Here is a 13144-nt window from a genome sequence, read left to right as displayed (position 1 = left end):
TCCGGCAACTGGCCAGATAGCTGCAGACGGGCCTGATGACCCGCGCCAAGCAGCGGCGGGATCGCTTCAGCGGCCTTGCAGCCAAGGCCAAGGGCAAGGAGACCGGCGCCCGCTTCAAGATGATGGCGAAGGCCACCATGGAGCAGGCCACCGCCGCTGCCAAACGCCTCCAGATGTCCGCCGACAATGTCGCCGACAGCTATGCCCGCGCCATGCGACTGGCCGCCAGCACGCCCATCGAGGTGAAGGCCGAGAAGCCGGTGAAGGAGAAGCCGGCGAAGAAGGCCAAGGCTAAGAAGACCAAGGCTAAGAAGCCGAAGTAGCCGCCGCTTGCGCCCTTCACCTCGCCCCGCTTGCGGGGAGAGGTCGGATCGCTCTTGCGATCCGGGTGAGGGGAGTCTCCGCAGATCCAACTCTCACCATCTTCGCGGATAGAGCCCCTCACCCCAACCCTCTCCCCGTAAGAACGGGGCGAGGGAGAACACCTCTCACCGCGTCGGCGCCGAGACGCGGGTCGGCTCGGCGTGAGCAAGCTCGGCGAGTTTTGCGCGCGCGGCGGCGCGTGTGCGGCCGTCCTTGCCGGGCGGCAACGCAACAGCGGCTTCGAAATCTGCACGCGCATCGTTGGCCTGGCCGCGGGCGAGGAACGCAAGGCCGCGGTCGAGGCGGGCCTGCGGGTCGGAGGGGTCGAGGCGGACGGCGGTGCTGTAGCTCAGAATCGCGCGGTCGAGATCACCCTTGGCGGCGAGAGCGAGGCCGCGCTCGTGATAGGGCGGCGCCGGCTTGGGATCGAGCGCGATCGCCTCGTCAAAATCGGCAATCGCGAGGCTCAGCTCGCCGTTCTGACGGTACGCCTGCGCGCGGTCGCGATAGAGCGAGGCGCGGTTGGGATTGAGGTGGATGGCCTCGTTGAAATCGGCGATCGCCCGGCCGTTGTCGCCGTGGCGCAGCGCGATCCGTCCGCGCCCCTCATAGGCGAAGGCGATCAGGGAGCCACGGAACGGCGAGAAGCCGATCACGGCCGAGCAGATGTCGGGCTCGTCCTCATCACCGCAATTCACGACCGTATGCGTGGACAGGCCAATGGCCACGCCCAGGACGATCAACAATGGCACGGCAGCTCTGGTCATCTTCGACGGTGACCGGCGGCGGGCCGGCCACACATCCCCTTTCGAAGGAGCACTCTCGGTCAGGTGTTACCACCGGCGAGACCGGCCCTGTGTGCGCCAGGTCACAAAGCCAGCCAAAATCCGGCGGATTCCGCATCAGCCCCAAGGTCCACGTGAAGGCCCATCCAAGGGACCCCGTGAAGACGAGCGGCCCCACGGGCCCTGCGGTGGATAATTCTCGTTGGCGCCGACCGACGGCGTCGCTCGCGCGCCGAGCTCGGCCGCCAGTTGCTGGAGCGCCGCGATGCGGTTCTGCGTCGAGGGATGGGTGGCGAAGAGATTGTCGACGCCATGGCCCGACAGCGGGTTGATGATGAACATATGTGCGGTCGCGGGATTTCGTTCGGCGTCATAGTTCGGCACCTGATGCGCGGCGCCCTCGATCTTCACCAGCGCCGACGCCAGCCACATCGGCTGTCCCGCGATGCGCGCGCCGAGATCGTCGGCGGCGTATTCGCGGGTGCGGCTGATCGCCATCTGCACCAGCATGGCTCCGAGCGGCGCCAGGATCATCATCAGGATCGAGCCGACGATGCCGGGGCCGTTGTTGTCGCGGTTGCCGCCGAAGAACATGCCGAACTGCGCCAGCATCGAGATAGCGCCGGCGATGGTGGCGGTAACAGTCATCAGCAGGGTGTCGTGATTCTTGATGTGCGCGAGCTCGTGCGCGATCACGCCGGCAAGCTCCTCGCGGCTGAGCTGGTTCATCAGGCCCGTTGTGACGGCCACGGCGGCATTCTCGGGATTGCGGCCTGTCGCGAACGCGTTGGGTTGCGCTTCGTCCATCACGAACACGCGCGGCATGGGCAGGCCTGCGCGGCCCGCAAGCTCGGCGACGAGCCCGACCAGTTCCGGCGCGCTTTGACGGTCGACCTGATGGGCGCCGTACATCGACAGCACCGCGCGGTCAGAGTTCCAGTAGGTGAAGAGATTGGTCGCCGCCGCAATCACGAGCGCGATCATGGCGCCAGCGGCGCCGCCGATCAGATAGCCCACGCCCATGAACAGGGCGGTGAGGCCTGCGAGAAGCATTGCGGTACGCAGATAGTTCATGGCCGTCTCCTGGAGCCGGCCATGGCCGCTGGACGCGTGGCAGGCCGGCAAACACGAGGTAGGGATGACCCCGGCTCGGATGCAAGGTTCTAGGGTGCGTCGCGGAGCCGCGGCACTGGTTTGAGCTCGAGCATTCCATTAAACTTCGTCAAGAATCCAAACGTCTCCTCCCCCTTTCGGAAACCTCATGTCCAAGACCCGATTTGCGATCGCGGCCGCCGCTCTGTTCGCGCTCTCTTCAACCGCCTCCGCCCAGATCGCGCCGCCACCCGCAAGGCCTGCCGCGCCCAAGGCCACGGTGCCCTCGTCGCGCGCGGCGTCGTGCCACAATGGGCAGAGCTTCGATCGCTTCCTCGCCGACGTGAAACAGCAGGCGGTTGCGGCCGGCGTGTCGCAGCGAACGATAGCGGAGGCTTCGCCCTACCTCGTCTACGACCAGGGCATCGTCAACCGCGACCGCGGCCAGCGCGTGTTCGGCCAGCTCTTCACCGAATTTGCCGGCCGCATGGCCGCGCCCTATCGCATGCAGAACGGCCAGCAGCACATCAAGCAACACGCTGCGGCGTTCGCGCGCGCCGAGAAGGAATACGGCGTGCCGCCGGCGGTGATCGCCGCGTTCTGGGGCCTGGAGAGCGACTTCGGCGTCAACATGGGCAATCTGCCGACGCTGAAATCGCTGGTGTCGCTCGCCTATGACTGCCGCCGTTCGGAGATGTTCGCGAACGAGACCATCGCCGCGCTGAAGGTGATCGACCGCGGCGACCTCACGCCCGACGAGATGGTCGGCTCCTGGGCCGGCGAGCTCGGCCAGACGCAGTTCCTGCCGACGCATTACGTCGATTATGCCGTCGACTATGACGGCGACGGCCGGCGCGACCTGTTGCGCAGCGAGGACGACGTGATCGGCTCGACCGCGAACTACATCGCCAAGGGCTTGAAGTGGCGGCGCGGCGAGCCGTGGCTGGAAGAGATCAAGGTGCCCTCGAGCCTGCCATGGGATCAGACCGACCTCAGCGTGCAGCTGCCGCGCTCGAAATGGGCGCAGTTCGGCGTCACCTATCCCGACGGCCGTCCACTGCCGAATGACAATCTCGCGGCGTCCGTGCTGCTGCCGATGGGACGCTTTGGGCCGGCCTTCATGGCGTATGCCAATTTCGCGGCCTATACCGAATGGAATAACTCGCTGATCTATTCGACCACCGCAGGCTATCTTGCCTCGCGCATAGCGGGCGCCGCGCCGATGCGCAGGCCGGCCGGGCAGGTCGCGCAACTGCCGTTCAACGAGCTCAGGCAATTGCAGCAACTTCTGGTCCAAGCCGGCTTCAATGTCGGCAAGGTCGACGGCGTGCTGGGCCAGCAGAGCCGCGCGGCCGTGAAGGCGATGCAGATCAAATACGGCCTGCCCGCCGATTCCTGGCCGACCGCGGAGCTTCTGGCCCGCATGCGGGGCAGCACGGCACAGGCGCAGCCCCAGGCGACGGTGCGGTAGAATTTTCGCACCGCACAAGCCACTTCGGCGATTGTATTATTCCATGAGGCTCCCATGTGAGTGGCTCAGGTTTTCTCCTGAGATCTCCCACCATTGAAGCGAGCATCACATGTCCTTCCACGACGCCGTCGTCCCCGCCTATCTGCAAATGCTGAACAGCCTTATCGGCCTGCTCACCAAGGCCGAGGCGCATTGCGCGGCCAAAAAGATCGACCCGGCCGTCCTGCTCGGCTCGCGCCTCTTCCCGGACATGCTGCCGCTGTCAAAGCAGATCCAGCTCGCTAGCGATTTCGCCGCCAAGGGCTGCGCCCGGCTGACGCATAGCGAGGTGCCTTCGATGCCCGACACGGAAAAGACGTTCGAGGAGCTGAAGCAGCGGCTCGCCAGGACGATCGACTACGTGAAATCATTCAAGCCGGAGCAGTTCGAAGGCGCCGACACCAAGGACGTGACCTTCCCGGCGGGCCCGGACCGGACCATGACGCTCAAGGGCCAGCAGTTCTTCAGCGCGGTCTCGCTGCCGAACTTCTATTTTCATGCCACCACCGCTCACGGCATCATGCGTCACAGCGGCGTCGAGATCGGCAAGCGTGATTTCCTCGGCGTAAACTGAGTTTGTCAGGCCGCACGGCCGCGGCAGCGAATTCACGCTGCGGCAGCCGAAAATGCACATGAATTATGCTGCGCGGGCCTGCCGCGCAGCTCGCCTGCACTTTCCGTATGGCTCATCCCTTGCGCCTGATGTCGCAATGCACAAGTGTTCCGGACCTCTTAACCGCTGGAAGCACCCCAATGAGCCGTCCGACCAAACTGTTTGAGACCTACAAGCTCGGCCCGATCACGCTGGCCAACCGTTTCGTGATGGCACCGCTGACGCGCAATCGCGCCGCGCCCGGCAGCTTCGTGCCCTCTCCGCTCGCCGCCGACTATTACGGCCAGCGTGCGTCTGCGGGCCTGCTGATTACCGAAGCGAGCCAGGTCTCGCAGCAGGGCCAGGGCTACCAGGACACTCCCGGCATCTATTCGAAGGACCAGGTCGCCGGCTGGCGCAAGGTCACCGACAAGGTGCACGAACGCGGCGGCAAGATCTTCATCCAGCTTTGGCATGTCGGCCGCATCTCGCATGTCGACCTCCAGGCGGGCGGCGCAGCCCCGGTGGCGCCGAGCGCGATTCGCGCCAAGGGCAAGACTTTTGTGAACGGCACCTTCGCCGACGTCTCCGAGCCCCGCGCGCTCGAGCTCTCCGAAATTCCAGGCATCATCGACGATTTCAAGCGCGCCACGAAGAACGCGCTGGAGGCCGGATTCGACGGCGTCGAGATCCACGGCGCCAATGGCTACCTGCTCGATCAGTTCGCCAAGGACGGTGCCAACAAGCGCACCGACGCCTATGGCGGCTCCATCGAGAACCGCGCCAAGCTGATGCTGGAGGTCTCCAAGGCCGTCGTGGCGGAAGCCGGTGCCGACCGGACCGGTATCCGCATCTCGCCGGTGACGCCCGCCAACGACATTGCCGATTCCAATCCGCAAGCGCTGTTCAATCACATCACCGACGGCCTCAGCGCGCTGAAGCTCGTCTATCTCCACGTCGTCGAAGGCGCCACCGGCGGCCCGCGCGACTTCGCAGCGTTCGACTATGCGAGCCTGCGCAAGCGCTTCTCGGGCGCCTACATCGCCAACAACGGCTACGATTTCGAACTCGCGACCAAGGTGCTCGACGCGAACGCGGCCGATTTGATCGCCTTCGGCAAGCCGTTCATCTCCAACCCCGACCTGGTCGAGCGGCTGAAGAAGGGCACGGCGCTGAACGATTGGGACAAGAACACGTTCTACGGCGGCGGCGCCAAGGGCTACACGGATTACCCGACGCTGGCCGCCGAGCCGGCGGAGTAGCCTTTCCCAAGCGACGACTGTCATGCTCCGCGAAGGCGGGGCATCCAGTAACCACCGGCAGCGAGATCAGGTCGAGAGGCCGCGGCGTACTGGATCGTCCGCCTTCGCGGACGATGACTGCGGAGAGGAATGGCGAGCGTGGCGCGCCACGAAAGGAAAAGGCCGGGATCGCTCCCGGCCTTTTTGCTACCCCCGCGCCTCAGGCCGCGTAGCGGTTGAACTTCGACTTGGAGATGGAGGTTGCGGCGACGTGGACGTGCTGCGCCAGCTCGGCCTCGGCACGCTCTTTGGTCCAGCGCGTCGTCGGCACTGAAATGTTGATCGCGGCAATCGCACGGCCATGCTCGTCGATAATGGGAGCTGCGACCGAAATGTCGCCCATCACGGTCTCGTTCATGATGACGGCATAGCCGCGCCGGGCCGCGACGCGTACACGCTCCATCAGCACCTTCGGGTCGGTTACAGTGAAAGGCGTCAGCGGCGCGAGCGGCGTGCGCTTGAGAAGATCGAGGCGTTCCTCCTCGGGCAGCGCCGACAGGATCGCCGTGCCGGACGCCGTGAAGAAGGTCGGCAGCCGGCTGCCGATCACGATGTCGATGTTGATGAGGTGCGCCCCCGGAAAGCGCGCCACGAAGACAACCTCGTGGCCATCCAGTTCGTGCAGGTTGGTGGTCTCGCCGAGATTGCGGCTGATCTCGAGCAAATAGGGCGATGCGCGGTCGATCAGATCGTTGGCCTTGAGATAGCTGTGCGAGAACTGGAGCACCTTCGAGGTAAGACCGTAATTGCGCGTGCCCTCGATCCGCTTGAGATAGCCGAGCGTCTCGAGCGTGTAGACCAGGCGCTGGGTGGCGCTGCGGTCGAGACCGGCGGCGCGCGCGATGTCGGCGAGCGTCATGTAGCGCTGCGGGCCGTCGAAGGCGTGCAGGACCTGGAACGCCTTTTCGGTCGAGCCGACGAACAGCGACGAACGTGACTCGCCGCCCTTGTCCGCGGCCTTCTCGTCGGCCTTGGCGGCATTTGCCTTCGCGGCGCGGCCGCTGCCGTCACGACTGCTACGCGCCATGCTGCCGTCCTCTCATCCGATGCCCTCCGAGACCGCCAACTGCCGGCCGAGCTCGGCGCGGAGCGCGGCGACCAGCGCCGGTGCCGGCTGGACCAGCGGCGCCAGCATGCGCGGCGCCTCGACGCCGACGAGGTCCATCACCGCTTTCATCGGTCCCGGATTGGTTTCGGCGAACGCCATGTTCATCAGCGGGATCAGGCGGCGATGGAGGCTCAGGGCCTCCGCTGTCTTGCCAGCTGTGGCCGTCTCGAATATCTGGCGCCAGGCTCGGGGCAAAAGGCATGCGGTCACGACGATGCCGCCCGTCGCGCCGGCCGCGAGATGCAGCGGAAACAGGCTGTCCTCGCCGCTCAGCACCGCAAAGCTCTCGTCGACGCCGGCCACGACCTGGAGGAAATGGTACATGTCGAGATTGCAGGCCTTCATGCCGATGATGTTGGGGTGCCTGGAGAGCTCATGCAGGATCTTGGGCTCGATCGCTATCCGGGTGCGGTAGGGTATCTCGTAGATCAGGATGGGCACGGGCGATGCGTCGGCATAACGCAGGAAATAGTCGCGGACGCCAGCCTGAGTCGGGTTGGTATAATATGGCGTAAGAACCAGGAGACCGTCCACGCCCTCCGCTGCGAATTCCTTGCCCGCCTGCAAGGCATCGTGGAAGCCGGTGTCCAGCACGCCGGCAATGACCGGGCCCTTGCCCGCCATCGCCTTCACCGACAAGCCGGCCATCTTGATGCGCTCGGCGCGTGCCAGCGCGCCATATTCGCCGGTGCCGCCGAGCGGCACCACGCCGTCGATCCCCTGCTTGTTGAGCCAGGCAAACAGCGCCGAGACCGCGCCGGCATCGATGGTGTCGTCGGCCTTGACCGGGGTCGGAATGGCCGGGAACAGGCCGCGAAGACGATTGGCAGTAAGCATGATGTGAACCTCTGGTTGGAATGCGGAGCTTCTATCTCGCGGCGGCCCGCCGGCGCAGGCGTTCGGCGACGAAGATCAGGAGCCCCATGAAAACGAACAGGCAGGTCGAAACGGCGGCGATCGCGGGCGAGACCTCAAGCGTCACCTCGTCCCAAAACTGCTTTGGCAGCGTCGCGTTGAGGCCGCCGGTCGCAAACAGGGCGATGGTGAGCTCGTCGAACGAGGTCGCGAAGGCGAACAGGAATGACGACATCATGCCCGCGCCGAGGATCGGGAAGGTGACGTAGCGCAACGTCGCGAACGGGCGCGCGCCGAGGCTCTGCGCGGCGTGGTCGAGCCGCGTGTCGTAATTGCGCAGCACCGCCATCATCGTCATGACCACGTAGGGCACCGCCACGACGGTATGGCCGAGAATGAGGCCGAAAGCGCTGCCGATTAGGCCCATCCGCGCGAAGACGTAAAACAGCCCGACCGCGATGATCATGCGGGGCACCACGATCGGAGACAGGATGAAGGCCAGCCACGCCGCCTTGCCGCGGATGTCGCTGCGCACCAGCAGGAACGCGGCCGGCGTGCCGATCAGCATGGCGAGCAGTCCCGTTCCGAGCCCGACCATGAGCGAGCGCAGCATGGCCTGGGTCCAGAGCGGCGAACTCAGCACGGTCTCATACCAATGCAGGGTAAAACCCTGCGGCGGCCAGTTGAGGCCGCCGGTGCCGAACGACAGCGGGATCATCAGGATGGTCGGCGCGCTGATGATGAGCAGCATGATCCAGACGAAGGCTTGCAAGCCCATGCCGGCCTGGTCGGGATTGCGGTCGCGACGGCGTGACGGCAGGAGCCGGAGGATCCGGTCGGAGACCGCACCGAGCAGCGTAAGGAGCGCGTCACCCGCCTTGTGAAGGGGGCCCGACGAACGCGACGGTGCCGCGTTGCGCGGCGCGGCCGCGCCGGTCATGGTCGACAAGCCGAGCAGGCGGTCATAGGCAGCAAAGACGATGAAGACCACGAACAGCAGCAGCACCGAGATCGCTCCGGCAAAGCCCCAGTTCATGGTCTGCTGGACCTGGTCGATGATGAGCTGCGTGATCATGGTCTCGCGGCGTCCTCCGAGCAGTGCCGGCACGATGAAGAAGCCGATCGCGGTGACGAACACCATGATGCCCGCCGCGGCGACGCCCGGCAGCGACAGCGGAAAATAGATTCTCCAGAACGCCATGCCCGGCCGCGCCCCGAGCGTGGCGGCCGCGCGCGGCAGGGTGCGGTCGATGTTCTCCATCACCGCGAGCATCGTCAGCACCGCGAGCGGCAGCAGCGCATTGACCATGCCGACGAGGACGCTGCCGAAATTGTAAAGCAGGCTCGCGGGGCTCGAGATGATGCCGAGCGAGATCAGGAGCTTGTTGATGACGCCGTTGCGCCCGAGCAGCACGATCCAGGCGAAGGCGCGGACCAGGAAGCTGGTCCAGAATGACAGCAGCACCCAGAACAGCAGCGTCGTCTTGCGTTCCTTGTCGACGACCGAGATCAGATAGGCGATCGGATACCCCGTGATGACGCAGACCAGGGTAGTGACCAGCGAGATATTCAAGGTGATCAGGAGAACGTCGAGATAGACCGATGAGGCGAAGAGCTGGCGGTATTGCGCCAGCGTGAAGCCATTGTCGCCGTAGACGCTGAGCAGCAGCAGCTGGCCGACCGGATAGACCAGGAACAGCGCGAGCAGCAGGACCAGCGGGGCGCCCATTGCCGCCCGCGTCCAGGCCAGATTCCGCTGTATCGCGCGCGGGGCGGCCAAGCTCAGATCCCCTTGCCATCGCGGATGGCGACGGCGTCCGCCGCATGCCATCCGAGCGACAGAAGCTGTCCGATCTCGTAGGGCGCCGCGCCGCTGCGGGTCGGATGCGCGGCGACAAGTTGCGGCATGCCCACCGTCTCCGGCGCGATGTAGAGCCGCGTCAGGCTTCCGCTGATCATCACGTCCAAAAGCCGCCCAGAGATACGGCCGGAGAGCTGGCCTCCGCCGCCGGCGTCCCCGACCACGAGGTTCTGGGGACGCACCATTACCTTGATCGGCTCGCCCGCGGCGAAACTCCCGCCATTGCCGACCGCGCGCGACGGCGCGGCCTGTGCGGCCAGGACGATGTCGAGCCCATCGCCGTCGACGCCACGCACGGTGGCGCTGAGCAAATTGGACTCGCCGAGGAAGTCGGCGACGAACACCGAGCGCGGACGGAAATAGAGATCCTCAGGCGTGCCGAGCTGCTCGATCGCGCCTGCATTCATCAGGCAGATGCGATCAGACATCGTCATCGCCTCTTCCTGGTCGTGGGTGACGTAGACGATCGTGGTGCCGAGCTCGCGATGGATGCGCTTGATCTCGAGCTGCATCTGGTCGCGCAGCTTCTTGTCGAGCGCGCCTAAGGGCTCGTCCATCAGAATGATGGCGGGCCGATAGACGATGCAGCGCGCCAGCGCGATGCGCTGCTGCTGGCCGCCGGAGAGCTCGCGCGGATAGCGTTTTGCAACGTGCGGCAGTCGCACCGTCTCCAGCGCCTCGGCCGTGCGCCGGCGCGCCTCAGCGTCGGCCACCTTCCGCATCTTCAGGGGAAACGCGATGTTGTCCTCGATCGTCATGTGAGGAAACAGCGCGTAGTTCTGGAACACGACGCCGATATCGCGATCATAAGCCGGGCTGTGCGTGACGTCGGTATCGTCGATCAGGATCCGCCCCTCGTCAGGATGGGCGAGGCCTGCGATCAGGCTGAGCAGCGTCGTCTTGCCCGATCCCGACGGGCCGAGCAGGGTCAGAAATTCGCCGCTGGCGACGTCGAGGCTGGTCGGCGCCAGCGCGACGAAGTCGCCATAGCGCTTGCACAGCTCGTGAATGCGCAGGCTCGACGAGACCATGGGCCGCTCCGATCGCTTCGCGCTTCTCTGGGCGCCGGTCAAGCCAGTATCCAGCTGTTGAAGCGCTCGATGACGGCGGCCTGGTTGTCGTACCAGTATTTCGGATCGATCTTCAGCCCGGCCTTGATGTTGTCCGGATAGGTCGGGCAGTTCCTGGCGACCTCCGGCTTGACGTAGTTGAAGGCCTCCGGCTGCGTGAGGCCGGCCGGAAAATATTCCACCAGGGCTGCCTGCCGCTTCGGATCGGAGGCGAACTTGATGAACTCGCGGCAGGCATCCGCATTCGGCGAGCCGGCGAGGATCGACCAGTTGTCGGCGCCCCAGACCCCCTGGTTCCAGACGATCTCGACGGGAGCGCCTGCCGCCTGTGCCGACTGCGCACGCGACACCCAGGTCGGCAGCATGTCGATCTCGCCCGAGGTCAGCATCTGCTCGACCTGCGCGCCGCTGGTCCACCACACCGCGACCGACGATTTGATCTTGTCGAGCGAGGCAAAGGCCTTGTCGAGATCGCAGGGATAGACCTGCGCGGTCGGGGCGCCGGCTCCCATCAGCGCCTCCTCGATCGTGTCGAACGGATGCTTGCGCACAGAGCGGCGGCCGGGGAAGTCCGCCACATTCCAGAAATCGGCCCAAGATTGCGGCGCCTTGCGGCCCTTGAAGGCGTCGGTGCGATAGGCGAGCACCGTGGTGTAGACGTTGGTCGCGACGCCGTAGGGCGAGGCGTATTCGGCCGGGATCGACTTGACGACGGGCTCGGATTCGAGGCCGTGCTTCTCGAGATATTGCTTGCCGCCGGTGGTCAGGAGCTGGATCGCGGGCCAGGAGATCTTGGCCATGTCCCAGGTGTAGCTCTTGGTGTCGACCATGGTCTTGATCTGAGCGACCGGCTCAGCATTGGCCTGCACGCCGACGACCTCGATTCCCGTCGCTTCCGTGAAGGGCCGGTAGTACACCGCACCATAGGCCTTGGTGTAAATGCCGCCGTCGTCGCGCACGACAATCCGTTTGCCGGCGGCGCGGGAAGGCGACCAGACCGAGGGCGCGGCGAGCGCGACGGCGCCGGCTCCCGCACCGAGCAGCAGACGGCGGCGGGAAGTGATGATCTTCGGAAGATTGGTCATGTCAGTCCCCTCTATGATGTTGCAATGGGTGGTGGTGGCAGAACGCGGCCAGGATTGAAGAGGCCCTGCGGATCGAACGCCTGTTTCACCGCCTGCATCAAGGCGAGCTCGACCGGCGGCTTGTAGCGGGACATCTCGCCGGTCAGCGTGCGTCCGACGCCGTGCTCGGCGCTGAAGGTGCCGCGCAGCGAGCTTGCGACATCGTTCATGGCGCGGCGGATTCGCTGCGCAACGGTGTCGCGCTCCGGCATGGCTTCCCACTCGGCAAAGCTGAAGAAGGGAATGAGATGAATGTTGCCGTCGCCCATGTGGCCGACGATCACGAACGGCAGATCCGGCACGACCGCGCGCACAGCGGCCATCGCCTGGTCGATGAAGGCCGGCACGGTCGACACCGGCACCGCGGTGTCCGACGTGAGGCCCACGCCTGCTTTCTTGTTGGCTTCCGAGACGCCGTGACGCACCAGCCACATTGCCTTGCGCTGTGCCTCGCTTGCGGCGACGACGCCGTCGCTGACCAGTCCCGCCTCGAGCGCCTGTTCGAGCACCGTTTGCATCGTCGTCGCGAGCGCCGCGGCATCGCCGGTGTCGGACAATTCGACGAGGACGTGCCAGGTGTCGATTTCCGCGACCGGACAGCGCCGGCCCGGCACCTGCTCCAGTACGAGCCGGATCTGCTTCGCATTCATCAACTCGAAGGCTGAGAGCCGCGTGCTGCAAGAGGCCTGGAACAGGCCCAGCACGTCCAGCGCCTTCTGCGGATGATCGACAGCGAGCCAGGCGACGGCCTCCGCCGTCGGCAGCGGATGCAGCTTCAGCACCGCACCGGTGATGATGCCGAGGGTGCCCTCGGAGCCGATGAAGAGATGCTTGAGGTCGTAGCCGGTGTTGTTCTTGCGCAGCGCGTAGAGGCCGTCCCAGACCGATCCGTCCGGCAGAACCACCTCTAGCCCGAGCACATTGTCGCGGGTATTGCCGTAGCGCAGCACGCCCGTGCCTCCGGCATTGGTGCCGATATTGCCGCCGATCTGGCAGGACCCTTCGGCGCCGAGACTCACCGGAAAGAGCCGGCCCGCAGCAGCGGCGGCATCCTGAATGGTTGCGAGCACGCAGCCGGCGTCGACCACCATGGTGTTGTTGACGGGATCGAGCGAACGGATCCGGCGCATGCGCGTCAGCGCGACGATGACCGGCGGCTTGCCCTGCCCCGATGGCGTCGCTCCGCCGCACAGGCTGGTGTTGCCGCCCTGCGGCAGCACTGGCGTTTCATGCGCGACGCAAAGGCGGACGATGGCCGCGACCTGCTCCGTGGTGGATGGCATTACCGCACAGAGCGCCGCCGCGCGAAAACGGCCGCGCCAATCCTCGGTGAGGCCCGCGAGATCCTCCTCGCGAGTCAGCACGGCCGTGCCGCCCAGCAACTGCCTGAACGCCTCGATCAATGCCATCACCAGCCTCCGGGACGGGCCGATACTGGCCCAAACGGCGTCCGCGCAAGTAATCGCAATACGATTACTTCAAT

General features: G+C 65.6%; 12 protein-coding genes. 4 read left to right on the top strand and 8 right to left on the bottom strand.

Annotation, left to right across the window (positions count from 1 at the left end; translation table 11 throughout):
- Positions 1–20: 20 nt before the first annotated feature.
- Positions 21–323 carry a hypothetical protein gene (locus tag FXB38_RS35550; RefSeq protein WP_246230379.1) on the top strand — a complete coding sequence of 101 codons (303 nt, stop codon included), beginning with the start codon at positions 21–23 and terminating at the stop codon, positions 321–323.
- Positions 324–488: 165 nt separating this feature from the next.
- Here FXB38_RS35550 and FXB38_RS35545 read toward each other — a convergent pair whose 3' ends face one another.
- Both FXB38_RS35545 and htpX read right to left on the bottom strand, forming a co-directional pair.
- Positions 489–1130 (bottom strand): tetratricopeptide repeat protein, encoded by a 642-nt coding sequence (locus tag FXB38_RS35545; protein ID WP_148755607.1) that lies wholly within the window; start codon positions 1128–1130, stop codon positions 489–491.
- A gap of 135 nt (positions 1131–1265) precedes the next feature.
- On the bottom strand, positions 1266–2222 hold the full coding sequence (htpX, locus tag FXB38_RS35540; protein ID WP_148755606.1) for a zinc metalloprotease HtpX: 957 nt from the start codon (positions 2220–2222) through the stop codon (positions 1266–1268).
- A gap of 187 nt (positions 2223–2409) precedes the next feature.
- Here htpX and FXB38_RS35535 point away from each other — a divergent pair, with 187 nt between their 5' ends.
- From FXB38_RS35535 to FXB38_RS35525, 3 genes are all read left to right on the top strand, one after another.
- A complete protein-coding gene (locus FXB38_RS35535; RefSeq protein WP_148755605.1) occupies positions 2410–3711 on the top strand; it encodes a lytic murein transglycosylase in 1302 nt (433 codons plus the stop codon).
- A 109-nt stretch (positions 3712–3820) separates the two neighbouring features.
- The gene (locus tag FXB38_RS35530; RefSeq protein WP_148755604.1) at positions 3821–4324 is read left to right on the top strand and encodes a DUF1993 domain-containing protein; all 504 of its coding nucleotides are present in this window, start codon (positions 3821–3823) and stop codon (positions 4322–4324) included.
- Between the two features lie 179 nt (positions 4325–4503).
- Positions 4504–5604, top strand: a complete 1101-nt coding sequence (locus tag FXB38_RS35525; protein ID WP_148755603.1) for an alkene reductase — start codon at positions 4504–4506, stop codon at positions 5602–5604.
- A gap of 199 nt (positions 5605–5803) precedes the next feature.
- Here FXB38_RS35525 and FXB38_RS35520 read toward each other — a convergent pair whose 3' ends face one another.
- Genes FXB38_RS35520 through FXB38_RS35495 form a run of 6 tightly spaced genes read right to left on the bottom strand, consistent with a single transcriptional unit; the run spans position 5804 to position 13070 of the window.
- Positions 5804–6670, bottom strand: a complete 867-nt coding sequence (locus FXB38_RS35520; RefSeq protein WP_148755602.1) for an IclR family transcriptional regulator — start codon at positions 6668–6670, stop codon at positions 5804–5806.
- A 12-nt stretch (positions 6671–6682) separates the two neighbouring features.
- Complete coding sequence (gene dapA / locus FXB38_RS35515; RefSeq protein ID WP_148755601.1) at positions 6683–7588, bottom strand: 4-hydroxy-tetrahydrodipicolinate synthase; 906 nt, start codon at positions 7586–7588, stop codon at positions 6683–6685.
- A gap of 31 nt (positions 7589–7619) precedes the next feature.
- A complete protein-coding gene (locus FXB38_RS35510; RefSeq protein WP_246230377.1) occupies positions 7620–9386 on the bottom strand; it encodes an ABC transporter permease subunit in 1767 nt (588 codons plus the stop codon).
- Positions 9387–9388: 2 nt separating this feature from the next.
- Entirely contained in the window at positions 9389–10498 is a 1110-nt protein-coding gene (locus FXB38_RS35505) for an ABC transporter ATP-binding protein (RefSeq protein ID WP_148755600.1), read from the bottom strand.
- A 38-nt stretch (positions 10499–10536) separates the two neighbouring features.
- Entirely contained in the window at positions 10537–11622 is a 1086-nt protein-coding gene (locus FXB38_RS35500; protein WP_148755599.1) for an ABC transporter substrate-binding protein, read from the bottom strand.
- 11 nt (positions 11623–11633) lie between these two features.
- Positions 11634–13070: an FAD-binding oxidoreductase gene (locus FXB38_RS35495; protein WP_148755598.1), complete on the bottom strand. Its 1437-nt coding sequence runs from the start codon at positions 13068–13070 to the stop codon at positions 11634–11636.
- Positions 13071–13144 lie beyond the last annotated feature (74 nt).

It is taken from the genome of Bradyrhizobium cytisi, from assembly GCF_008123515.1.
Taxonomy (GTDB): Bacteria; Pseudomonadota; Alphaproteobacteria; order Rhizobiales; family Xanthobacteraceae; genus Bradyrhizobium; species Bradyrhizobium cytisi.
Note: the sequence above shows the minus strand (reverse complement) of the source record. Positions and strands in the feature narration are given on the sequence as shown.

What these genes read in the sequence shown, in the direction of transcription:
- FXB38_RS35545 (WP_148755607.1), bottom strand. Translation starts at nt 1,130, where the DNA reads ATGACCAGAGCTGCCGTGCCATTGTTGATCGTCCTGGGCGTGGCCATT.
- htpX (WP_148755606.1), bottom strand. Translation starts at nt 2,222, where the DNA reads ATGAACTATCTGCGTACCGCAATGCTTCTCGCAGGCCTCACCGCCCTG.
- FXB38_RS35535 (WP_148755605.1), top strand. Translation starts at nt 2,410, where the DNA reads ATGTCCAAGACCCGATTTGCGATCGCGGCCGCCGCTCTGTTCGCGCTC.
- FXB38_RS35530 (WP_148755604.1), top strand. Translation starts at nt 3,821, where the DNA reads ATGTCCTTCCACGACGCCGTCGTCCCCGCCTATCTGCAAATGCTGAAC.
- FXB38_RS35525 (WP_148755603.1), top strand. Translation starts at nt 4,504, where the DNA reads ATGAGCCGTCCGACCAAACTGTTTGAGACCTACAAGCTCGGCCCGATC.
- FXB38_RS35520 (WP_148755602.1), bottom strand. Translation starts at nt 6,670, where the DNA reads ATGGCGCGTAGCAGTCGTGACGGCAGCGGCCGCGCCGCGAAGGCAAAT.
- dapA (WP_148755601.1), bottom strand. Translation starts at nt 7,588, where the DNA reads ATGCTTACTGCCAATCGTCTTCGCGGCCTGTTCCCGGCCATTCCGACC.
- FXB38_RS35505 (WP_148755600.1), bottom strand. Translation starts at nt 10,498, where the DNA reads ATGGTCTCGTCGAGCCTGCGCATTCACGAGCTGTGCAAGCGCTATGGC.
- FXB38_RS35500 (WP_148755599.1), bottom strand. Translation starts at nt 11,622, where the DNA reads ATGACCAATCTTCCGAAGATCATCACTTCCCGCCGCCGTCTGCTGCTC.
- FXB38_RS35495 (WP_148755598.1), bottom strand. Translation starts at nt 13,070, where the DNA reads ATGGCATTGATCGAGGCGTTCAGGCAGTTGCTGGGCGGCACGGCCGTG.